The sequence below is a fragment of the Herbaspirillum rubrisubalbicans genome (genome assembly GCF_003719195.1).
GTDB classification, from domain to species: domain Bacteria; phylum Pseudomonadota; class Gammaproteobacteria; order Burkholderiales; family Burkholderiaceae_D; genus Herbaspirillum; species Herbaspirillum rubrisubalbicans.
This window is the reverse complement of the sequence record NZ_CP024996.1, coordinates 3,161,341-3,182,433: the sequence shown is the minus strand read 5'-3', so window position 1 is coordinate 3,182,433 and position 21,093 is coordinate 3,161,341. Positions and strand designations below refer to the sequence as shown.

At 61.5% G+C, this 21,093-nt stretch carries 15 protein-coding genes; 14 read left to right on the top strand and 1 reads right to left on the bottom strand.

Annotated features, from left to right (window positions below):
* The first annotated feature begins 205 nt into the window (after positions 1–205).
* The 6 genes from RC54_RS14210 to RC54_RS14185 all read left to right on the top strand — a co-directional run bounded on the left by RC54_RS14210 (position 206) and on the right by RC54_RS14185 (position 9,908).
* Positions 206–1,849: a methyl-accepting chemotaxis protein gene (locus RC54_RS14210; protein ID WP_061790131.1), complete on the top strand. Its 1,644-nt coding sequence runs from the start codon at positions 206–208 to the stop codon at positions 1,847–1,849.
* Positions 1,850–2,104: 255 nt separating this feature from the next.
* Positions 2,105–4,681 carry a 2-oxoglutarate dehydrogenase E1 component gene (locus RC54_RS14205; protein WP_061790132.1) on the top strand — a complete coding sequence of 859 codons (2,577 nt, stop codon included), beginning with the start codon at positions 2,105–2,107 and terminating at the stop codon, positions 4,679–4,681.
* 598 nt (positions 4,682–5,279) lie between these two features.
* Positions 5,280–7,076, top strand: coding sequence for a sensor histidine kinase (locus RC54_RS14200; protein WP_058895775.1), 1,797 nt, complete (start codon positions 5,280–5,282; stop codon positions 7,074–7,076).
* Between the two features lie 12 nt (positions 7,077–7,088).
* Positions 7,089–8,552, top strand: a complete 1,464-nt coding sequence (locus tag RC54_RS14195; protein WP_061790133.1) for a hybrid sensor histidine kinase/response regulator — start codon at positions 7,089–7,091, stop codon at positions 8,550–8,552.
* On the top strand, positions 8,553–9,203 hold the full coding sequence (locus RC54_RS14190) for a response regulator (RefSeq protein WP_017450498.1): 651 nt from the start codon (positions 8,553–8,555) through the stop codon (positions 9,201–9,203). It abuts the gene before it with no gap.
* Positions 9,204–9,452: 249 nt separating this feature from the next.
* Positions 9,453–9,908 carry a response regulator gene (locus RC54_RS14185; RefSeq protein ID WP_061790134.1) on the top strand — a complete coding sequence of 152 codons (456 nt, stop codon included), beginning with the start codon at positions 9,453–9,455 and terminating at the stop codon, positions 9,906–9,908.
* 91 nt (positions 9,909–9,999) lie between these two features.
* Here the strand turns inward: RC54_RS14185 and RC54_RS14180 are convergent, their stop codons facing one another.
* On the bottom strand, positions 10,000–10,677 hold the full coding sequence (locus RC54_RS14180; RefSeq protein ID WP_061790161.1) for a Crp/Fnr family transcriptional regulator: 678 nt from the start codon (positions 10,675–10,677) through the stop codon (positions 10,000–10,002).
* A 268-nt stretch (positions 10,678–10,945) separates the two neighbouring features.
* Here RC54_RS14180 and RC54_RS14175 point away from each other — a divergent pair, with 268 nt between their 5' ends.
* The 8 genes from RC54_RS14175 to alaC all read left to right on the top strand — a co-directional run bounded on the left by RC54_RS14175 (position 10,946) and on the right by alaC (position 21,039).
* Entirely contained in the window at positions 10,946–12,907 is a 1,962-nt protein-coding gene (locus RC54_RS14175) for an AMP-dependent synthetase/ligase (protein WP_061790135.1), read from the top strand.
* A 76-nt stretch (positions 12,908–12,983) separates the two neighbouring features.
* Entirely contained in the window at positions 12,984–13,865 is an 882-nt protein-coding gene (locus RC54_RS14170) for an ABC transporter ATP-binding protein (protein WP_058895774.1), read from the top strand.
* Between the two features lie 72 nt (positions 13,866–13,937).
* Positions 13,938–14,852, top strand: a complete 915-nt coding sequence (locus RC54_RS14165) for a branched-chain amino acid ABC transporter permease (RefSeq protein WP_017450503.1) — start codon at positions 13,938–13,940, stop codon at positions 14,850–14,852.
* A gap of 66 nt (positions 14,853–14,918) precedes the next feature.
* Positions 14,919–15,995: a branched-chain amino acid ABC transporter permease gene (locus RC54_RS14160; RefSeq protein WP_017450504.1), complete on the top strand. Its 1,077-nt coding sequence runs from the start codon at positions 14,919–14,921 to the stop codon at positions 15,993–15,995.
* A gap of 87 nt (positions 15,996–16,082) precedes the next feature.
* Entirely contained in the window at positions 16,083–17,414 is a 1,332-nt protein-coding gene (locus tag RC54_RS14155; protein ID WP_017450505.1) for an ABC transporter substrate-binding protein, read from the top strand.
* A 67-nt stretch (positions 17,415–17,481) separates the two neighbouring features.
* Positions 17,482–18,342 carry an ABC transporter ATP-binding protein gene (locus tag RC54_RS14150; protein ID WP_174526125.1) on the top strand — a complete coding sequence of 287 codons (861 nt, stop codon included), beginning with the start codon at positions 17,482–17,484 and terminating at the stop codon, positions 18,340–18,342.
* A gap of 10 nt (positions 18,343–18,352) precedes the next feature.
* Positions 18,353–19,624, top strand: coding sequence for a phenylacetate--CoA ligase family protein (locus tag RC54_RS14145; RefSeq protein ID WP_061790136.1), 1,272 nt, complete (start codon positions 18,353–18,355; stop codon positions 19,622–19,624).
* A 137-nt stretch (positions 19,625–19,761) separates the two neighbouring features.
* Entirely contained in the window at positions 19,762–21,039 is a 1,278-nt protein-coding gene (alaC, locus tag RC54_RS14140; protein ID WP_061790137.1) for an alanine transaminase, read from the top strand.
* Positions 21,040–21,093 lie beyond the last annotated feature (54 nt).

The window sequence follows — 21,093 nt, the reverse complement described above, 5'->3', positions numbered from 1 at the left end:
GGAACCCGGCTGCGCGCACCGGCCGAGGAAGAAGGTCCAGAACCGCTCCCCAAAGATGTAGAGAGAACCCAAGAAGCGCAGTAGCGGATTCGCAGGAAGTGCAGTGCCATGGCAGCAAGGGATGTGAATGGACGTGACGATCGGGGTTTTGTCGTCCTGCTGGTCTGTACGTGGGTATCTAAATGGGATCATTAAGGGGGTAGCGATGAAGCTGGCCAATTTCAATATTGGCGTCCGCCTGGGCGGCGCATTTGCAGTGGTCTTGCTCTTGATCGTGGTGACAGCCATGGTCGGGATCAGGAACCAGTCTTCCAACAACGCTGAAATCAACAGCATCGTCAACGAGAAGTACCAGCTCATCGCCTTGAGCAATCAGATCAAGAACAATGGCTACAAGGCCAATGCGGTACTGTCCAACATCCTGTTGGCCACGACCCCCGAGGCATCGGCCAAGTACATGGATGAATATGCCGGCCTGCGTAAGGCCAATACCGAGGCCTACCAGAAACTGGAAGGCCTGCTCGATTCCGACAAGACCAAAGCGCTCTACGCCGAGCAGACCAGCGCTCGTTCGGCCTACGGTGTGGCCGTGCGCAAGTTCTTCGCATTGATGAAGGACGAACAGCGTGCCGAGGCCACCACGCTCTACCAGGGCGACATGTCGCGCCTGCAAGGCGAATACTTCGTGATGGTCGACAAGATGGTCAATTCGCTGGCCAAGGAAATGGTCAACGATTCCCTGGAGGCCGCCGAGGAAGGGCGAATGGCCGTGATCCAGATGATCGTGCTGGCCGGCGTGGCCGTGGTGCTGGCCTCGGTCATCGGTGTGCTCATCACGCGCTCCATTACAGCACCGGTGCGCCACGCGGTAATGCTGGCCGAAACGGTGGCACAGGGCGACTTGTCCTATCGCCTGCAGGCCAATGGCAAGGATGAAATCAGTCGTCTGCTGCTGGCCCTGCAGCACATGAGCGATAACCTGCATGACACGGTGTCCAATGTGCGCAATGGCACCTCGGCCATCGATATGGCTGCGCGCGAACTGGCTCAGGGCAACATGAGCCTGTCGGACCGCACCGAACAGCAGGCCAGTTCGCTGGAAGAAACCGCCTCGGCCATGGAACAACTGACCTCGGCGGTGCGCCAGAATGCCGACAACGCACGCCAGGCCAGCGAGCTGGCGGTCTCGGCCTCGGATGTGGCCGTGCGGGGCGGCGCCTCGGTAGAGCAGGTGGTCAACATCATGAGCGCCATCAGCACGTCCTCGGGCAAGATCGCCGACATCATCACCGTCATCGATGGCATCGCGTTCCAGACCAATCTGCTGGCCTTGAATGCCGCGGTGGAAGCGGCGCGCGCCGGTGAGCATGGTCGCGGCTTTGCGGTGGTGGCCAGCGAAGTGCGTGGACTGGCCCAGCGCAGCGCGGTGGCGGCCAAGGAAATCAAGTCGCTCATCGAGGGTTCGGTCAATCACGTCAAGGCCGGCAGCGGCATCGTCGAACAGACCGTGGCCACCATTGATGAAGTCATCGCCAGCATCAAGCACGCCACCGATCTCATCACCGACATCAGCGCCTCCAGCAAGGAGCAAAGCGAAGGCATCGAACAGATCAACCAGGCCATCAGCCAGATGGACCAGATGACCCAGGAAAACTCCGCCCTGGTGGAGCAGAACGCGGCGGCGGCCAAAGCCCTGCAATCCCAGGCCGAGCAACTGTCAGCGCTGATGGGGCGCTTCAAGTTGAGCGAATTGCTCACGCATGGCACGACGCATTCCCAGGCGGGCAAGGCTCGCAGCGGTGTGCGCGAAAAGATCCTCCAGCCCGAACTGTCCTTGCTGGAAGGCTGATGTATCCCTTCGGCGGCTCGCCCGCCGTCTGAACCTCTAGCTTGTCAATATCTGCGAGGAGACCGCGCCCGAACATCCACGCTCGGGCGTGACAAGAACAAAGCGTTCCACCTGCAGCGGTTGCGGCGTCCGGCCTGAACGGGGGCGGTAGCCGGCTGGCGGGAGAGGGCGCAGGCGTCGTGTCGTGGGTGCCGGTGGCAAACGGCCGGCGCTGGCGGCATGACATGTCCACGTCCTTGCCAAGAAAGGTTCGCCATGACACTGCACCAGTCCACCTCCCTCAATCATTCCACCAGTGCCCGCCAGGCGTTGGCCCATGCGCGTGTCCAGTCCTTCATTGAGGCCTACCGCAACGAGGGTTACCGCATTGCCGACATCGATCCGCTGGGGACCATTTCGCTGCCCGAGATTGCCGCGCTGCTGCCCCAGACCCACGCCCTGGAAGATGAAGATATCATCCTGGCCCAGCATCGCCTGCTCGACGGCCTGGGCCTGACTACCGTCAAGGAATTGACGCACCATCTGAGCCGTCTCTTCTGCGCAGCGCTGGCGCTGGACGCCAGCGGCGTGCGCGATGAAGCGCGCCGGCAATGGCTGTTTGCCCGCTTGGCCGCGCGTGACCATGGCGCCGAGCCCGATGCGCCTGAACGCGCCGCGGTGTTGGCGCGCCTGGCCGCCGCCGAGCAATGGGAACACTACCTGCAGCAAGACTATCCGCAGGCCAAGCGCTTCTCGCTGGAAGGCTGCGAATCGCTGCTGCTGTTGATGGATGCGTTGGTGGAGCGCAGCAGCTTCTACCAGTTGGACCAGCTATTCATGGCCATGCCGCATCGTGGTCGTCTCAACCTGCTGGTGAACCTGATGCAGATGCCGGCGGCCGAGATCGTCGCCTACTTCGATCCGGAGCGCACCACCCCGGCTGCCGCCAATGCGGTGGACTTGCCGTACCACCTGGGCGCCCAGACCGTGCGCGCCACTGCCCATGGCAAGGTCGGGCTGTTGCTGGCACACAATCCTTCCCACCTGGAAAGTGCCTATCCGGTGCTGCTGGGCATGACTCGTGGCTACCGTGCGCGCCATCCGCAGGCGCCGTTGCCGGCCTCGGTGGTGATCCACGGTGACGCCGCCTTCTGCGGTCAGGGGGTGGTGATGGAGTCGCTCAAGCTGGCCCAGCATCCGGGCTATGGCGTGGGCGGTACGGTCCACGTGATCGTCAATAACCAGATCGGCTTTACCACCCCCAATCCGCTGGACCCGGAAAACCACGGTTATTGCACCGACATCGCCCGCATCGTCGGCGCCCCGGTGCTGCACGTCAATGCCGACCAGCCGGAGATGGTGCTGCGCGCCGCCCGCATTGCTTTCGATTACCGGATGCAGTTCGGTGCCGACGTGGTGATCGATCTGGTCGGCTATCGTCGCTGGGGCCACGCCGAGCAGGACACCGCCACCGTGACCCAGCCGCTGCTGCACGGTTTCATCGACAAGCATCCGCCGGTCACCCAGCTCTATGCGCAAGCCGGCTGGCCCGGTTCGGAGGAGGGGATGGCCCTGCTGGCGGCCAGCAGTCAGCAAGCTTTGGCGGCCTTCAAGGCCAGTCGCGTCGGCAGTGCCGCTGCGGCCGCAGCAGTTCCCGTTTCCCCGGCACCCGTTGCCGGCCCCGACCTGCTGCGCATCCGCCAGTTCGTCGAACGCATGACACACCTGCCGGACGGGTTCGAGGCCCATCCGACCATCCTGCGACTGATCGCCCAGTGGCAAGACTGCGTGAGCGCACCCGAGCAGGCGTGCAGCTGGAATTTTGCCGAGAACATGGCCTATGCCTCGCTGCTGGCAGAAGGTCATGGCGTGCGCATTTCCGGCATGGATGTGCAGCGTGGCACCTTCATGCAGCGCCACGCGGTGTGGCACGCCGTCGATACTGCCCAGGGCGTGCAGCAGGCCTACTGGCCGCTGCGCCAGGTCGCCGCACCCAGTGCTGCGCTGGAGGTCATCAATTCGCCGCTGAGCGAAGAGGCGGTGGTCGGTTTCGAATACGGCTTCAGCGTCCAGGCGGGCGCCAATGCACTGGTGATCTGGGAAGCCCAGTTCGGTGACTTCGTCAATGGCGCCCAGATCATGATCGACCAGTACGTCACCTCCGGCGGCGGCAAGTGGGGCTATGCTTCGGCCCTGACCCTGCTGCTGCCGCACGGTTACGAAGGCGTGGGGCCGGAGCACTCGACCGGCTACCTCAGCCGCATGTTGCTGCTGTGCGCCGGGCAGAACATCCGCGTGGCTTGCCCGACCACTTCGGCCCAGTGGTTCCACCTGCTGCGCGAGCAAGCCCTGCAGGCCGAGCGTCCGCTGGTGGTCTTCACTCCCAAGTCGGTGCTGCACGCGCAAACGCGTTCCCATTCGCCGCTGTCGGCCTTGCTGCAGGGGGCTTTCCAGCCGCTGTCGGACGACCCCGAGGCACCGCCGGTCCAGCAGGTGCGACGGGTGGTCTTGTGTAGCGGTAAGGTGCGGCACGACCTGGCTGCAGCGCGAAGCCAGACCGTCAATGATGAGACTGTGCTGCTGTCGGTGGAGCAGCTCTATCCCTTCCCGACGCAGGCGCTGGGTGAGTGCTTGAACAGCTATCCAAACCTGGCCGAAGTGATCTGGGTACAGGAGGAAGAGCGCAACCAGGGTGCCTGGCTGTGCGTGCGCGATGCCATCGAGGCCGCCCTGCCAGCAGGAGTGCCGCTGCGCGCGGTGTATCGCCCCGATACCGCTTCCGGGCCGACGGCCTCCAAGGCCACCCACTACGCCCAGCAGGCGGCGCTGATGCAGGCAGTGTTTGCGGGCTAGGGGGCAGGCCTCATTCTCGCAAGTTGAAAAAAACGGTGCACTTCATCGTGAAGTGCACCGCCCACCCCCTCCGGTTTCCCCGGTATCCGCTATAGCTGATGTTGTAGTCCTCGCCGTGTGCCATCGTCAAGCCGGATCGACATCCGGGGCAGGAATCGTTGCGTCAAAACCGCGTCATCATCATCCTCGTTGGCAAGCAAGGGGAGGCTGTCGGTCCGATCCGATCGCTATCTAAAAAAGAGGTAAATCTCACAAACTAATATAGAATTAATTCGGATAATCAAGAGGAAAACAGGAAGGCGCATGGACAGCGTCCGCTGAAGCCCCGCCAGAGGCATCCGGGACGTGGCGTTTTCTACGAAATTGAAGAATTTGGCTTCATTTGCTGACATAAAGAGAACAGTAGGTGCCGGATGCACAGGTGCCCGGCATTGAGGCAGGCAGCAAGAAAGCCTTGGCGGCTATCCGCAACCCGGCGCAGACAGGGGGGGCGGGCCGCAGCAGTGGGGGCGTCCAGCGTGGCATTGTAGGATGCCGGCTGGGCAGGTAACCGACTATTACGTCTTGGGCGTGACTGTCGGATCAACGAAACTGAGACATGCCGATAACTAGACAAAGCGGACTGGCCGGTGCCAGCACCGGCATCTTCTTCCTGTTGGCCTTGTTGCTCTCACTGGGAGTGGCCGGCTTTTCCTATCACAGCGTGCGCGACTTCGAGCAGCACGCCGTGTGGCTGCAGCACAGCTATACCGTCCTCAACAAGCTGGAAGAGATCAATGCGACCCTGCGCGAGACGGTTGGCAATTCGCGCAGTTATGTCGTCTCGGGCCAGGAGGAATACCGTGGTAACTTTGACGCCGGCGAGCGCCAGGTCAATGTCTTGTTGCGGGAATTGCGCAATCTGGTGAATGACAATCCGCAGCAGACCCAGTTACTGGGGCGTACCGACGACCTGGTGGCGCAGCGCTTGGCGATGTCGCGCCAGTTGATGGCGTTGAACCCGGAAGAGGGCCGCGCTCGCGTGCTCGAAGGCAAGGACCTGGGCGACCGCATCCGCAGCAATGTCGAGCTGATGAAGGGTAACGAAAATACCCTCTTGGCCACCCGTGCCAAAGATACGGCGGTCAGCGCCAATCTCACCATCTTCATGGTTATCAGCGGCAGTCTGCTCAGCATTGCTTTGCTGCTGCTGGTCTATCGCAAGCTGCGTCGCGAAATGGCGCGTCGGGTGGAAGCCCAGCAGCGCGCCCAGGCCTATTCCGATGAAATCGAAGACCTCTACAACAACGCGCCCTGCGGTTATCACTCAGTCGATGAGAGCAACAAGATCATCATCAAGATCAACGATACCGAGCTCAAGTGGCTGGGCTATACGCGCGACCAGGTGGTGGGGCGCATGACCCAGGCCGACCTGCTGGCGCCGGCCAGTGCCGAGCGTTACCAGCGCGAGCTCTATCCGCAGTTCCTGTTGAAGCGCGAGATCAGCGGCATTGACCTCAATTTCCGCCGGGCCGATGGCAGCGAATTTACCGCCCTGGTCAACGCTACCGCCATCCCCAGCCGCGACCAGCGCAAGCTCATCAGCCGTACCGTCATCTACGACATTTCCGAGCGCAAGCGCGCCGAAGAAGAGATCGAGGCCCTCAATGCCGATCTGGAACGCCAGGCCCAGCATCTGCACAGCGTGAACAAGGAACTGGAAAGCTTTTCCTATTCGGTCTCGCACGACTTGCGTGCCCCGCTGCGTGCCATCTCCGGCTATGCCATGATCCTGGAAGAGGATTACGCCCAGGCCATCGATGACAAGGGGCGCGAACAGTTGCAGGTGATCCGTCGCAACGTGCGCAAGATGGATGCGCTCATCAATGACCTGCTCAAGCTGGCCAAGTCCACCACCGGTGAACTGACCTTGCAGCGCTTCTCCATGGATGAACTGGTCGGTCAGGTGATTGCCGGTCTGCGCCAGGAAAATCCTGGCGTGGCCTTCGAGGTACCGCACCTGGAAGGCGCCGTGGCCAATCGGGGGTTGATTGCCCAGGTGTGGGAAAACCTGCTGGCCAATGCCGTCAAGTTCAGCAGCAAGAGCGAGCAGCCCTTGGTGCGGGTGAGCATGGAGGTCAGTGCCGACGAATACATCTACGGCGTCCACGACAATGGCGTGGGCTTCGACATGCGTTATGCGCACAAGCTCTTCGGTACCTTCCAGCGCCTGCATCGCCAGGAAGAATATGCCGGCACCGGCATCGGCCTGGCGCTGGTGCAGCGTATCGTGATCCGCCACAGCGGCCGGGTGTGGGCCGAGAGCCAGCCCAAGCAAGGTGCCAGTTTCTACTTCGCGCTGCCGCGCAAGCACGTCTTGCCCGGCGTGGGCGAGGCGCACCGTGCCGCACACTGAAAGACATATCCCATGAGCATTCCTCTGCGCGTGCTGTTCGTCGAAGACATGGAAGAAGATGCCGTGCTGATGGTGCGCGAGCTCAAGCGCGGCGGCTTCGAACCGAGCTGGCAGCGGGTCGATGATGAACAGGCGCTCTTGGCGGCACTGCATGAGCAGCGCTGGGACATCGTCATCTCCGACTATTCCATGCCCATGTTTTCCGGGGTGGAAGCCTTGAAGCTGGTCAAGGCCGACAATGACCAGACCCCCTTCATCATCGTCTCCGGCGTCATCGGCGAGCAGACGGCGGTGGAGGTGATGAAGGCCGGCGCCCAGGATTACTTCTTGAAGAGCGCCATTGCGCGCCTGCCGCACGCGGTCGATCGCGAATTGCGCGATGCCCAGGCGCGGCGCAAGCAGCGCGCCAGCGCCCAGGCCCTGCGCGAGATGCAGGCGCGCTTCAATGCCTTCATGAATGCGGCGCCCATGCCGACCTGGATCAAGGATGCGCAACTGCGCTACAGCTACGTCAATCCGGCGCAATCGGCTTTCTATGGCATGACCCCGCACGACATGGATGGCATGACCGATGCCGAGTTGATGACCACGGGCGCGGCCGAAGCCTCGCGTGAATACGACCGCAAGGTGCTGGTAGAAAAGTGCGAGCTGCACACCCAGGAAACCGTGTTCGACCACAACCACAATGCCCGCATCCTCGACGTGGTGCGCTTTCCGATCAGCGGCGAGGGCAAGGGCGACATGGTGGCTGGCCTGGCCATCGATGTCACCGAGCGCGAACAGTCGCGGCGCGAGCTGGAACTGGCGATCCAGCGCCAGCAACTGCTGTCTTCGCGCGTGATCGAGGTGCAGGAGCGCGAACGCCAGCACCTGGCGCGCGGCTTGCATGATGATGTGGGCCAGTCGCTCACGGCGCTGAAGATCAACCTGGAAACCATCAAGAAGACCGGTACCCTGGAAGGGCCGTCGCTGCAGAATGGCATCGACATCGTCACCGCCGTGCTGGCCCAGGTGCGCAGCCTGTCGCTGGACCTGCGCCCGCCGCAGCTGGACAACCTGGGCCTCATTGCCGCCCTGCGTTCCTACGTGGAGCAGAAGTCCAAGCTGGCCAACGTGAACGGCTGGTTCGAGAGCAGCGGTCATGATGGACAATTGCACCACGACATCGAAAACACCGCCTTTCGCATCGTGCAGGAGGCCGTCACCAACATCCTGCGCCACGCCAAGTGCCAGAACATCTGGGTCAAGATCGACCGCCAGCAGGACCAGCTCTATCTCAGCATCCGCGATGACGGCAAAGGCTTCGACATCGAACGGGCGCGCAGCAACGCCATTTCCGGCACCAGTTTCGGCCTGCTCAACATGGAAGAGCGGGCGGTACTGGTGGGCGGGTCCATGGATATCACTTCGGCGCCCGGCGCAGGGACGGAAATCGTCATGCACCTGCCGGTCGCTCCCATCGTCAGGAGAATGTAAATGCTTACCCGAATCATGCTGGCCGACGACCATGCGCTGGTGCGCAGTGGCATCAAGGCATTGCTTACCGCCATGCCGGGGGTGGAAGTGGTGGGTGAGGCGTCCGATGGCGCCGAGGTCATCGAGATGATCCCCAAGCTGCAACCCGACCTGGTGCTGCTGGACATCGCCATGAAAGGTATGAATGGCCTGGAAGCCTTGCGCCGCCTGCGGGGCGAGTATCCGACCATCCGCTTCCTGATGCTGTCCATGTATGGCAGCGAGGAATACGTGATGCAGGCCTTGAATGCCGGCGCCAATGGCTATCTCTTCAAGGATTCGGCCGCCACCGAGCTGGAAAAAGCCCTATATGAAGTAAAACATGGGCGCCAGTACCTGGATTCGCACATCTCGCGCGAGGCGCTGGACAATTATATGAAGCGTGTTGCACAAAATGGCACGCCGGTGGAAGTGCTGACCCCGCGTCAGCGCGAAATCCTGCAGTTGATCGCCGAAGGCAACAATACCAAGGAGATCGCCTATCAACTCAACGTCAGCGCCAAGACCATCGAGACCCACCGCGCCCAGTTGATGGAGCGGCTCGATATCCGCGACGTGCCGGGACTGGTGCGCTATGCCATCCGTACGGGTATCGCCACCACGGACAAGTGACTAGTCCTGGTGAAATGATATTCACTTTCAGGAAAAATCTGATTTTTTTTGAAAACGTCTGTGCAATAATCCTCTGACAGTACGGGGATCGGCGTCGGTACTGGTTTTCAAGCAGAGCGTCGGTGCTGGAACAGGCCCTAGCCACGGCAGATCACTGTCCCGAGGATGGACGGAGCAGGGAGGGCCGGAAGTGGTCAACTAGACAAGAAATGTTCCAGCTTGAAATTTACTGAAGAAAGCGATCCATCCATGGATATCGAGCAATACGACATCATCCTAGTCGACGACAGCCCCGAAGTGGCCGAGCTGACTCGCCTGGCGCTGGGCAGCCGCAAGCTGGCCGACAAGTTGACCTGGTTTGCCGATGCGGAGCTGGCCGAGGAATTCTTCTTCCAGGGCGAATACGCCAGCCGAAAGGATCTGCATCCCTACCTGATCCTGCTGGACCTGAACCTGCCGCTGATGAGCGGCCACGATTTCCTGAAGATCATCAAGTCCAATGCCGCCACCTCCCATATCCCGGTGGTGATGTTTTCTTCTTCGGACGACCAGCGCGACATCAACCATAGCTATGAGCTGGGTGCCAATGGTTACGTTGTCAAATCCACCGATCCCAAGGAATTCATGGGTACTGTCGCCGATACCGGCATCTACTGGCGCAACCGCAATCGCCCGGCGCGTGGTGATGAGGCGGGTGCACCCTGAGCGTCATCCTGAGCATCCAGCAAAAAGCGCGGCAGGCCGCGCTTTTTTCATATCCATCGCTGGTGGATGTCAGTCCTTGCCAACCGGCGTTTCACCCCGGAAATTGCCGCAGTCCATCCAGGTCATTGATGGTGATGCTGCCGTAGTCCACCTTCAACAGGCCGGCCTTTTCCAGCACCTGCAAGGCCTGGTTGGCGCGCTGGCGCGAGGTGCCCGAGAGGTTGCCGACTTCTTCCTGGGAAATCTGCAGATTGAGCCCGATGCCCGGGTTCAGGTAGGGATTGAAGAGCGCCGCCAGGCAGCGGGCCACGCGCGCATCCGGTTCCAGCATCCGGTCGTATTCCACCAGCGAAATGAACAGCGCCAGGCGCTCGTTCAATTGCGTCACCAAAAAGCGGTTGAAGGGAATACTGTTGTCCAGCAACCAGATGTAGGTGGACTTGGGCATGTACAACAATTCACTTTCGCGCAAGGCCACCACATCGTACTTGCGCGGTTCATCCTTGAGCAGCGAGCCTTCGCCCAGCCAGCCGCCATTGGCCATGCCGGCAAAGGAGACGGTCTTGCCTTCCGGCGAGACACTGCTCATCTTCAGCAAGCCTTCGTGCACGCCGATCCAGTGCGTCACCGGATCGCCCTTGCGGCACACATAGCCACCGGCGGCAATCTTGCGGCTGACCACTTCGGACTCCACCCGGGTCAATTGTTCTTCGGTCAGCGCCTGAGCCCAGATACTCCTGGAGAGCATCTGGCGAATGGTTGTCTGCATGATGATGCGTCGCAATATCGAAAGTTGGCTCAATTGTCGGTGAGATGACATCTACTGGCAACCACTGACTCTACTATCATCGCAAAAAGGACCAGGGCAATTCCTGGCCAACTATAGAGACAGGACAGCTGGTATATCCGACAGGATGACTGCGTCAGTAAGAGCGGCGTAAGCCTGGCGGCACAGACTGATCCGACACCGGGTTCGCTTCCTCACCGTAAAGAGTGAAGGAAACGGATCTTTCGAACCTGCACAAGAAGGTGGGAAGATGGTGGAGACGAGACAAGACACCCAAGCTGCGACCTTTGCGCAGCTATTGCTGGCCCATGCCCGCCAGCGACCCGAACGGGCTGCCTTCCGCGAGAAGGACCTGGGCATCTGGCAGAGCACCAGCTGGCGCGAAGTGGCCGAGCAGGTGCGCAGCTTCGCCTGCGGTCTGGCTGCGCTGGGCTTCAAGCGCGGCATGAGCCTGGCCATCATCGGCAACAATTGCCCGCGCCTGTATTGGGCCATGAGCGCCGCGCAGGCGCTGGGCGGAATGCCGGTGCCGCTGTACCAGGACGCCCCGGCGGCCGACATGGCCTATGTCCTGGCCGATGCCAACGTCGATTTCGTCATGGCCGAAGACCAGGAACAGGTCGACAAGGTTTTCGAGATCAAGGAAAACCTGCCGCGCATCGCCCACGTCATCTATGACGATGAGCGCGGGATGCGCAACTACCACCAGCCCGAACTGCTGTCCTTTGCCCGCGTGCAGGAACTAGGACGGGCCTATGAACGCTTGCACCCGGATTTCTTCGAGCAGCAGGTGGCGGCCGGCTCACCGGACGATGTGGCCATCATCCTCTACACCTCCGGCACCACCGGCAAACCCAAGGGCGTCTGCCATTCGCATCGCGCCATGATCACCACCGCCACCACGCTGGTGGAGTTCGATCACCTGGACCAACACGACGACATCCTGTGCTACCTGCCGCTGGCCTGGGTCGGTGATTTCCTGTATTCCTTCGCCCAGCAGCACGTGGCTGGCTTCTGCCTCAATTGCCCGGAGTCGCCCAACACCGTCATGAGCGACCTGCGCGAGATCGGCCCCACCTATTACTTCGCACCGCCCCGGGTCTACGAGAACATTCTGACCCAGGTCATGATCCGCATCGAGGATGCCGGCTGGTTCAAGCGCAAGATGTTCCACGGCTTCATGCGCGTGGCGCGGCGGGTGGGCATGAGAATCCTGGACGGCAAGCCCGGTGTCTCGCTCATCGACCGCCTGCAATATGCGCTGGGCGACCTGCTGGTCTATGGACCGCTCAAGAACGTGCTTGGCATGTCGCGCCTGCGCGTGGCCTATACCGGGGGCGAGGCCATCGGGCCCGACCTGTTCGACTTCTACCGCTCGCTGGGCATCAATCTCAAGCAACTCTATGGCATGACCGAAACCTGCGTGACGGTCTGTATGCAACCCTCGGGCGACGTCAAGCTCGATAGCGTGGGCCGCCCCATGAAGGGAGTGGAAGTGCGCATCGATGCCAATGGCGAGGTGCTGGTGCGCTCTCCCGGCTTGATGAAGGAATATTTCAAGCGGCCCGATGCTACCGCCGAAGCCATCGATCAGGACGGTTATTTCCACACCGGAGATGCAGGTTTCTTCGACAGTGACGGTCACTTGAAGATCATCGACCGCGCCAAGGATGTCGGCAAGATGGCCAGCGGCAGCATGTTCGCGCCCAAGTACATCGAGAACAAGCTGAAGTTCTTCCCCTTCATCAAGGAAGCGGTGACCTTCGGCAATGGCCGCGAACAATGCATGGCCTTCATCAACATCGACATGGATGCGGTGGGCAACTGGGCCGAACGGCGCAACCTGCCTTACAGCGGCTATACCGACTTGGCCGCCAACCCGGCGGTCTATGAACTGGTGCGCGACTGCGTGGAAAAGGTCAATGCCGATCTGGTGGCGGACCCCTTGCTGGCCGATTCGCAGATTCATCGCTTCCTGATCCTGCACAAGGAACTCGACCCCGACGACGAAGAACTGACCCGCACCCGCAAGGTGCGGCGCGGCTTCATCGCCGACAAGTATGCGGTGCTGATCGAGGCGCTCTATGCCGGTCGAACCTCGCAGTACATCGAGACCCAGGTCAAGTTCGAGGACGGCCGCCAAGGCATGATCTCGGCCGACCTCAAGATCGCCGAGGCCAAGACCTTCAAGACGCTGCAAAGCGCCGCCTGAGCAGCACGCAGTCCCGTCCCGGACGCCCGCAATAAGGCGTTCGGCCAGCAGCGTAGCCCGACCAGACCACCGTTGAATGAACACCACCATGAAACGACACCTGTCTTCCGAAATCCTGCCCGCGGGCCTGCCGCCCGTGGCCAGCCCCGATGACGAAGCCCCGGCGGTGGCCGCCAATGGGCGCCGTATCGGCGAGGTCATCCTGGACCTGCAGAACATCTCGCTGTCCTTCGGCGGCGTGAAGGCCCTGACCGATATCTCCTTCGACGTGCGCGAGCATGAAATCCGCGCCATCATCGGCCCCAACGGCGCCGGCAAGAGTTCGATGATCAACGTCATCAACGGCGTCTACCATCCGCAGAAGGGCCAGATTCTCTATCGTGGCCAGCCGCGCCTGGGGATGCATCCCAGCAGCATCGCGCGCCAGGGCATTGCGCGCACCTTCCAGAATATTGCGCTGTTCAAGGGCATGACCGTGCTGGACAACATCATGACCGGCCGCAATACCAAGATGCGCTCGGGTCTGTTGTCCAATGCGATGTGGTGGGGGGCGGCGCGCAATGAAGAAATCGCCCACCGCCGCAAGGTGGAAGAGGTGATCGACTTCCTGGAAATCCAGCACATCCGCAAGACCCCGGTAGGGCGCTTGCCCTATGGCCTGCAAAAGCGCGTGGAACTGGCGCGCGCCCTGGCCGCCGAGCCGCACATGCTGCTGCTGGATGAACCGATGGCCGGCATGAACGTGGAAGAAAAGCAGGACATGTGCCGCTTCATCCTGGACGTGAACGACCAGTTCGGCACCACCATCGTCTTGATCGAACACGATATGGGGGTGGTCATGGATATCTCGGATCGCGTGGTGGTGCTGGACTATGGCAAGAAGATCGGCGATGGCACGCCGGACGAAGTGATGAACAATCCCGAAGTCATCAAGGCCTATCTCGGGACTTCACACTGAATCCGTCGGGTTCAAAAATGAAAATAATATAAATAATAAAAATAATATGGATATGGCAGGCAAGGAGACGACATGCAATTCTTCCTCGAAGTTACCCTGAGCGGCTTGCTCTCGGGTTTGATGTATTCCCTGGTGGCGCTGGGTTTCGTGCTGATCTACAAGGCCTCGGGCGTCTTCAATTTCGCTCAGGGCGCGATGGTGTATTTCGCTGCGCTGGCCGTGGTGGGCCTGATGGAAAAGGGGATGCCGATGTGGGCCGCCATCATCGGCGCCTTCGTGGTCATGATCCTGGTGGGGCTGGCCACCGAACGCTTCGTGCTGCGCAAGCTGGTGAACCAGCCGCCCATCACGCTCTTCATGGCCACCATCGGCCTGACCTTTTTCCTGGAAGGCCTGGGGCCGATGCTCTTCGGCAGCGAGGTGCGGCCCATCGACCTGGGCATCGTCGATGAGCCGATCCAGTCGGTGATGGACAGCATCGGCATCGGCATTTCCAAGTTCGACCTCTTTGCCTCGGGCATGGTGGTGGCGCTGGTGGCGGCGCTGGCGCTGTTCTTCCAGAAGACCAAGGTCGGCCGCGCCTTGCGCGCGGTGGCCGACGATCACCAGGCGGCGCTGTCGCTGGGCATCCCGCTGCAGCACATCTGGGCCGTGGTGTGGGGCGTGGCCGGGTTCGTGGCGCTGATCGCGGGGCTGCTGTGGGGCTCGCGCAATGGCGTGCAGTTCGCGCTGACCATGACCGCCTTGAAGGCCTTGCCGGTGCTGATCCTGGGTGGCTTTACCTCGATTCCCGGAGCCATTGTCGGCGGCCTCATCATCGGTGCTTCCGAAAAACTGGCCGAGATCTATATCCCACCGGTGATGCAGGACGCCTTCGGCGGCAACTTCGGCGGCATCGAAGGCTGGTTCCCGTATGTGTTTGCGCTGCTGTTCCTGCTGGTGCGACCGGAAGGACTGTTCGGCGAGCGGCATATCGACCGTGTATGACAATGCGCTCATTCCAATCTTGGCGATATGTCGCCATGGCTGCGATGCAGGAACAAGGAGAACATGATGCTGTACCGTGAAGCAGGACAATTCAAGACAAGCTACATCGCCGACAGTCAGATATTCCCGATCCGCCAGGATCGCATCCTCTTTACGCTGTTCATGGTGTTCGCCTTCGTGGGCGTGCCGCTCTTGGGCAGCGAATACTGGTTCTCGGCCATCCTGGTGCCCTTCCTGGTGTTTGCCCTGGCGGCCCTCGGCCTGAACGTGCTGACCGGATACGCCGGCCAGCTCTCGCTGGGCTCGGCGGCCTTCATGGCGGTGGGCGCGTATGCGGCCTACAACTTCCAGTTGCGCGTGGAGGGCATCCCCATCGTCGCTACGCTGATTCTCTCCGGTGGCTGTGCGGCCTTGGTGGGCGTGCTGTTCGGGCTGCCGTCGCTGCGCATCAAGGGTTTCTATCTGGCCGTGGCCACGCTGGCGGCGCAGTTCTTCGTGGTGTGGGCGCTGACCAAGTTTCCCTGGTTTTCCAACAATTCTTCCTCGGGCGTGATCAGCACCCCCAAGATCGATCTGTTCGGCATCGCCATCGACACGCCCGTGCGCAAGTACCTGTTCGTACTGGCCGTGGTCAGCGTGCTGGCGCTGGTAGCCAAGAATCTGGTGCGCTCTTCCACCGGGCGCGCCTGGATGGCGGTGCGCGACATGGACGTGGCCGCCGAGGTGATCGGCATTCCGCTCATGCGCACCAAGCTGACCGCCTTTGCGGTGAGCTCCTTCTATTGCGGCGTGGCCGGTGCCCTGTATGCCTTCTGCTACCTGGGTTCGGTGGAGCCGGACGGCTTCTCGCTGGACCTGTCCTTCCGCATCCTGTTCATGATCATCATCGGCGGCGTGGGCAGCATCCTCGGTTCCTTCCTGGGGTCGGCCTTCATCCTCTTGCTGCCGATCTTCCTCGACAACGCACTGCCGCCGCTGGCGGCACTGCTGCATCTGCCATTCACCAATGCCACCGTGTCGCACATCCAGATGATGGTGTTCGGCGCCCTGATCATCTTCTTCCTGATCGCCGAGCCGCACGGACTGGCGCGGCTGTGGCAGATCGCCAAGGAAAAACTGCGCCTGTGGCCGTTCCCGCACTGACCACGGCTTGTATTGCAATGAGGTAGGAGGGGCCGGCACACCGGCGCCAGATAAGTCGGCAACGACAACATAAAGGAGACTGAGACCATGAAAACCATGAAGCATCTGAGGCAGCTGGTGCTGGCTACCGCCTGCGCCGCCGGCCTGCTGTCGGCAGCCGTGCCGGCGCTGGCGCAGAGCAATGAGCAGTTCATCGCCATCCCCAGCTATCGGGTCGGCCCCTATGGCACCAACGGCCAGTCTTACTACGGCGGCTATGTCGATTACCTCAACTACGTCAACCTCAAGGAAGGTGGCATCAACGGCGTCAAGCTGTCCTGGGAAGAATGCGAGACCGAGTACAACAACGCCAAGGGCGTGGAGTGCTACGAGCGCATGAAGAACAAGAACCCGGTCACCCACGGCACTGCCATCAACCCCATGGCCACCGGCATTTCCTATGCCTTGATCGACAAGACCGCCGAAGACAAGGTACCGCTGGTGATGATCGGCTATGGCCGCACCGATGCGGTGGATGGCTCGGTGTTCCCGTATGCCTTCCCACTGGTGACGACCTACCAGATGCAGGTCTCGGCCATCGTCAAGTACCTGGCCGGCAAGAACAATGGCTCGCTGGCGGGCAAGAAGATCGTGTTCCTGTACCACGATTCAGCCTATGGCAAGGAACCCATCGTGGCCTTGCAGGCCGAGGCGTCCATCGGCAAGTTCAAGCTGGTGGAAATCCCGGTGGCGCACCCCGGCAACGAGCAGGGCGCGCAATGGTTGCGCATCCGCCAGGAAAACCCGGACTACGTGATCTTCTGGGGCTGGGGCGTGATGAACCAGACGGCATTGAAGGCGGCGCAAAAGGTCGGCTATGCGCGTGACAAGATCATCGGTTCCTGGTGGGCCGGTTCGGAAGAAGACACCATTCCCGCCGGTGAAGCCGCCAAGGGTTACCTGTCGGCCACCTGGAACGTGGCCGGCAAGGATGTGCCGGTGATCGCCGACATCGACAAGGTGGTCTATGGCGCGGGCAAGGGCAACATGCAGGACAAGAACAAGCTCGGCTCCATCCTCTACAACCGGGGTGTATCGGCCGCCATTGCGACGGTGGAAGCGGTGCGCACCGCCCAGGCCAAGTTCGGTAAAGGCAAGGTCATGAGCGGCGAGCAGGTGCGCTGGGGCTTTGAAAACCTCAACATCACCGATGCGCGCTTGAAAGCCTTGGGTGCCACCGGCCTGCTGCCGGAGATCAAGACTTCCTGCGAGAACCACGAGGGGTCGGGCAAGGTGAAGATCCAGCAATGGGATGGCAGCAAGTGGGTGCTGGTGTCGGACTGGATCGAGGGCAACAAGAACCTGATCCACCCGCTGTTCAAGGCTTCTGCGGCGAAATACGCAAAAGAAAAAGGCATCACTCCTGCCTGCATGAAGTAGGCGCTTGCGCCGGCGGCCTTGCACGTCTCCCACGGCCGTCGGTGCTTTTTTGGAAATGCGAATGACCATGAATGCCACATCGCTTTCGACCAGTGCGGCTGCCGCTGATGTTGCTCCTGCTACCGTGGGCAAGGCACTGTCGATCAACAATATCGAAGTCATCTACGACCACGTGATCCTGGTCTTGAAGGGCGTCTCGCTGGACGTGCCCGAAGGCAGGATCGTGGCGCTCCTGGGCGCCAATGGCGCTGGCAAGAGCACCACCTTGAAAGCCATTTCCAACCTGCTGCACGCCGAGCGCGGCGATGTGACCAAGGGCAGCATCGAATTCCGGGGGGAGCGGGTGGACCGCATGACCCCCAATGACCTGGTCAAGCGCGGCGTCATCCAGGTGATGGAAGGGCGCCACTGCTTCGGTCACCTGACGGTGGAAGAAAACCTGTTGACCGGGGCCTATACGCGCGGCATCAGCCATGCCGAAGTCAAACACGAGCTGGAAAAGATTTACGCTTATTTCCCGCGTCTGAAGGTGCGTCGCAAGTCGCAGTCCGGCTATACCTCGGGCGGCGAGCAGCAGATGACGGCCATTGGTCGCGCCATGATGGCCAAGCCCTCCATGATCCTGCTCGATGAACCCTCGATGGGCTTGGCGCCGCAGATCGTCGAAGAGATCTTCGAGATCGTCAAGGACTTGAACAGCAAGGAAAAAGTCTCCTTCCTGCTGGCCGAGCAGAACACCATGGTGGCACTGCGCTATGCCGACTTCGGCTACATCCTCGAAAACGGCCGCGTGGTGATGGAAGGCGCGGCCAGTGAATTGGCCGATAACGAAGACGTCAAGGAGTTCTATCTCGGCGTGTCGGGCGCCGGGCGCAAGAACTTCCGCGACATGAAGTTCTATCGCCGCCGCAAGCGCTGGCTGGCTTAAGGGGAGCATCATGTCCGATCCGAAGCAGGTACTGGCCGAGCTGGACGCCCTGGAGCGGCGCGACCCGCAACAGCGTGAGCAACAACTGATACGGGCCTTGCCGCAACTGTTGGCACGGGCGCAAGGGGCGGCGGGCTGGGCGCGCATTCTGGATGGCGTGGACGCGGCGGCGATCGACTCGCGCGCCGCGTTGGCGCAATTGCCGGTCACGCGCAAGTCCGACCTGAAGGAACTGCAGACCCGCGAGCGTCCCTTCGGTGGCTTGAACACCACGCCTGCCCGGCAATTGCGGCGGCTCTTCGTCTCGCCCGGCCCGATCTACGATCCCGAGGGGCAGGGCGCGGATTGGTGGCGTTTTGCCAGTGCGCTGAAGGCACTCGGACTGCAGGGCGGGCATATCCTGCAGAACTGTTTTGCCTATCACTTCACGCCGGCCGCCTTCATGGTCGAAGGCGCAGCGGCCCGTCTCGGTTGCGCGGTGATTCCGGCCGGCATCGGCCAGACCGAATTGCAGGTCAATGCGATGGCGGCTTTGAAGCCCGATGCCTATGTCGGCACGCCCTCGTTCCTGAAGATCATCATCGAGAAGGCGCAGGAGATGGGCGCCGATATCTCCAGCGTGCAGCGCGCCCTGGTCAGTGCCGAAGCGCTGCCGCCCTCGCTGCGCCACTGGTTCCATGAACACGGCGTGGCGCAGGTGCTGCAACTGTATGCCTCGGCCGATATCGGCAATATCGCCTACGAGACCATGAGCGACGGCGTGGTGCATCCCGGCATGGTGCTGGACGAAGCGCTGATCCTGGAAATCGTGCGGCCCGGTACCGGCGATCCGGTGGCCGAGGGCGAGGTGGGGGAGGTGGTGGTGACCTCCTTCAATCCCGACTATCCGCTGATCCGTTTCGGCACCGGCGACCTGTCGGCGGTGGTGCCGGGCCCTTCTCCCTGCGGGCGTACCAATACCCGCATCAAGGGCTGGATGGGACGCGCCGACCAGACCACCAAGGTGCGCGGCATGTTCGTGCATCCTTCGCAGGTGGCCGATGTGCTGCGCCGGCACGGGGATGTGCTGCGCGCGCGCTTGGTGGTTTCGGGCGAGATGGCCAATGACGTCATGACCCTGCATTGCGAAGTGGGCGACCCGGAACACCCGGCCATCGATGTCGCTGCGCTGGCCGGCAGCCTGCGCGAGGTCACCAAGCTGCGTGGCGAAGTCTTGCTGGTGGCGCCGGGCAGCCTGCCCAATGATGGCAAGGTCATTGAAGATGCCCGAAAATACGAATAAATGAAGGAAAAGGGCATATATCGATCTTCCTGGCTCATCTAGACTTGTGCAGGTGAAGTTTCGCGCATAGAATCGGCAACGGAACATTGGTTCCAACGTCGCTCGGACGGTTCCGGGCGCTTACGTGAAAGACCTCCATGATGCAATCCGCCGATTCGCGCGATCCCTCGCGCTCGCCTGCCGTTTCCGCTTCTCCTGCTGTTTCTTCTGCCGTTTCTCCCGACGCCTTCCCGGTCAGCTTCCCGCGCATCGAACGCCTGCCGCCCTACGTCTTCAACATCACCGCCGAACTGAAGATGGCTGCGCGCCGTCGCGGCGAGGACATCATCGACATGTCCATGGGCAACCCGGATGGCCCCACGCCGCCGCACATCGTCGAGAAGCTGGTGGAAGTCGCGCAGCGCCCCGACACCCACGGCTATTCCTCCTCCAAGGGCATCCCGCGCCTGCGTCGCGCCATTGCCCACTGGTACCGCAGCCGCTACGAGGTCGACTTCGATCCCGACAGCGAAGCCATCGTCACCATCGGTTCCAAGGAGGGACTGGCGCACCTGATGCTGGCCACGCTGGACAAGGGCGATACCGTGCTGGTGCCCAATCCCAGCTACCCCATCCACATCTATGGCGCGGTCATTGCCGGCGCCAATATCCGCTCGGTGCGCATGAGCCCGGGCGTGGATTTTTTCGATGAGCTGGAACGCGCGGTGCGCGAGAGCTACCCCAAGCCCAAGATGATGATCCTGGGCTTCCCCTCCAATCCGACGGCGCAATGCGTGGAGCTGGAATTTTTCGAGCGTGTCGTCAAGCTGGCGCGTGAACACCAGATTCTGGTGGTGCATGACCTGGCCTATGCCGATATCACCTTCGATGGCTGGAAAGCGCCGTCCATCATGCAGGTGCCGGGTGCGAGGGAGGTTGCGGTGGAATTCTTCACGCTTTCCAAGAGCTACAACATGGCCGGCTGGCGGATCGGCTTCATGGTCGGCAATGCGCGCCTGGTGGCGGCACTGGCGCGCATCAAGAGCTATCACGACTATGGCAGCTTCACGCCGGTGCAGGTGGCGGCGATTGCCGCGCTGGAGGGCGACCAGTCTTGCGTGGAAGAGATCCGCGCCAATTACGAGAAGCGCCGCAACGTGCTGGTCAAGGGCTTGCACGAGGCCGGCTGGATGGTCGATGTGCCCAAGGCCTCGATGTACATCTGGGCGCGTATCCCGGAGCCGTATCGCCAGTTCGGTTCGCTGGAGTTTTCGCGCATCCTGCTGGAACAGGCCAAGGTGTGCGTTTCGCCCGGTATCGGCTTTGGTGACTACGGCGATGAATACGTGCGCTTCGCCCTGATCGAAAACGAATCCCGCATCCGCCAGGCCATTCGCGGGATCAAGACCATGTTCAAGAATGCCAAGGGCAATTGAGGCCGGCAGGCCGGGCTGGAACTGTACAGGCCCGGCTGAGGTCACAGCAATATC

Excerpts from the sequence above, each read along its gene's own strand:
- RC54_RS14160 (WP_017450504.1), top strand. The coding sequence starts at position 14,919 with ATGCTGTACCGTGAAGCAGGACAATTCAAGACAAGCTACATCGCCGAC.
- RC54_RS14205 (WP_061790132.1), top strand. The coding sequence starts at position 2,105 with ATGACACTGCACCAGTCCACCTCCCTCAATCATTCCACCAGTGCCCGC.
- RC54_RS14195 (WP_061790133.1), top strand. The coding sequence starts at position 7,089 with ATGAGCATTCCTCTGCGCGTGCTGTTCGTCGAAGACATGGAAGAAGAT.
- alaC (WP_061790137.1), top strand. The coding sequence starts at position 19,762 with ATGATGCAATCCGCCGATTCGCGCGATCCCTCGCGCTCGCCTGCCGTT.
- RC54_RS14210 (WP_061790131.1), top strand. The coding sequence starts at position 206 with ATGAAGCTGGCCAATTTCAATATTGGCGTCCGCCTGGGCGGCGCATTT.
- RC54_RS14190 (WP_017450498.1), top strand. The coding sequence starts at position 8,553 with ATGCTTACCCGAATCATGCTGGCCGACGACCATGCGCTGGTGCGCAGT.
- RC54_RS14150 (WP_174526125.1), top strand. The coding sequence starts at position 17,482 with ATGAATGCCACATCGCTTTCGACCAGTGCGGCTGCCGCTGATGTTGCT.
- RC54_RS14175 (WP_061790135.1), top strand. The coding sequence starts at position 10,946 with ATGGTGGAGACGAGACAAGACACCCAAGCTGCGACCTTTGCGCAGCTA.
- RC54_RS14155 (WP_017450505.1), top strand. The coding sequence starts at position 16,083 with ATGAAAACCATGAAGCATCTGAGGCAGCTGGTGCTGGCTACCGCCTGC.
- RC54_RS14180 (WP_061790161.1), bottom strand. The coding sequence starts at position 10,677 with ATGCAGACAACCATTCGCCAGATGCTCTCCAGGAGTATCTGGGCTCAG.
- RC54_RS14185 (WP_061790134.1), top strand. The coding sequence starts at position 9,453 with ATGGATATCGAGCAATACGACATCATCCTAGTCGACGACAGCCCCGAA.
- RC54_RS14170 (WP_058895774.1), top strand. The coding sequence starts at position 12,984 with ATGAACACCACCATGAAACGACACCTGTCTTCCGAAATCCTGCCCGCG.
- RC54_RS14200 (WP_058895775.1), top strand. The coding sequence starts at position 5,280 with ATGCCGATAACTAGACAAAGCGGACTGGCCGGTGCCAGCACCGGCATC.
- RC54_RS14145 (WP_061790136.1), top strand. The coding sequence starts at position 18,353 with ATGTCCGATCCGAAGCAGGTACTGGCCGAGCTGGACGCCCTGGAGCGG.
- RC54_RS14165 (WP_017450503.1), top strand. The coding sequence starts at position 13,938 with ATGCAATTCTTCCTCGAAGTTACCCTGAGCGGCTTGCTCTCGGGTTTG.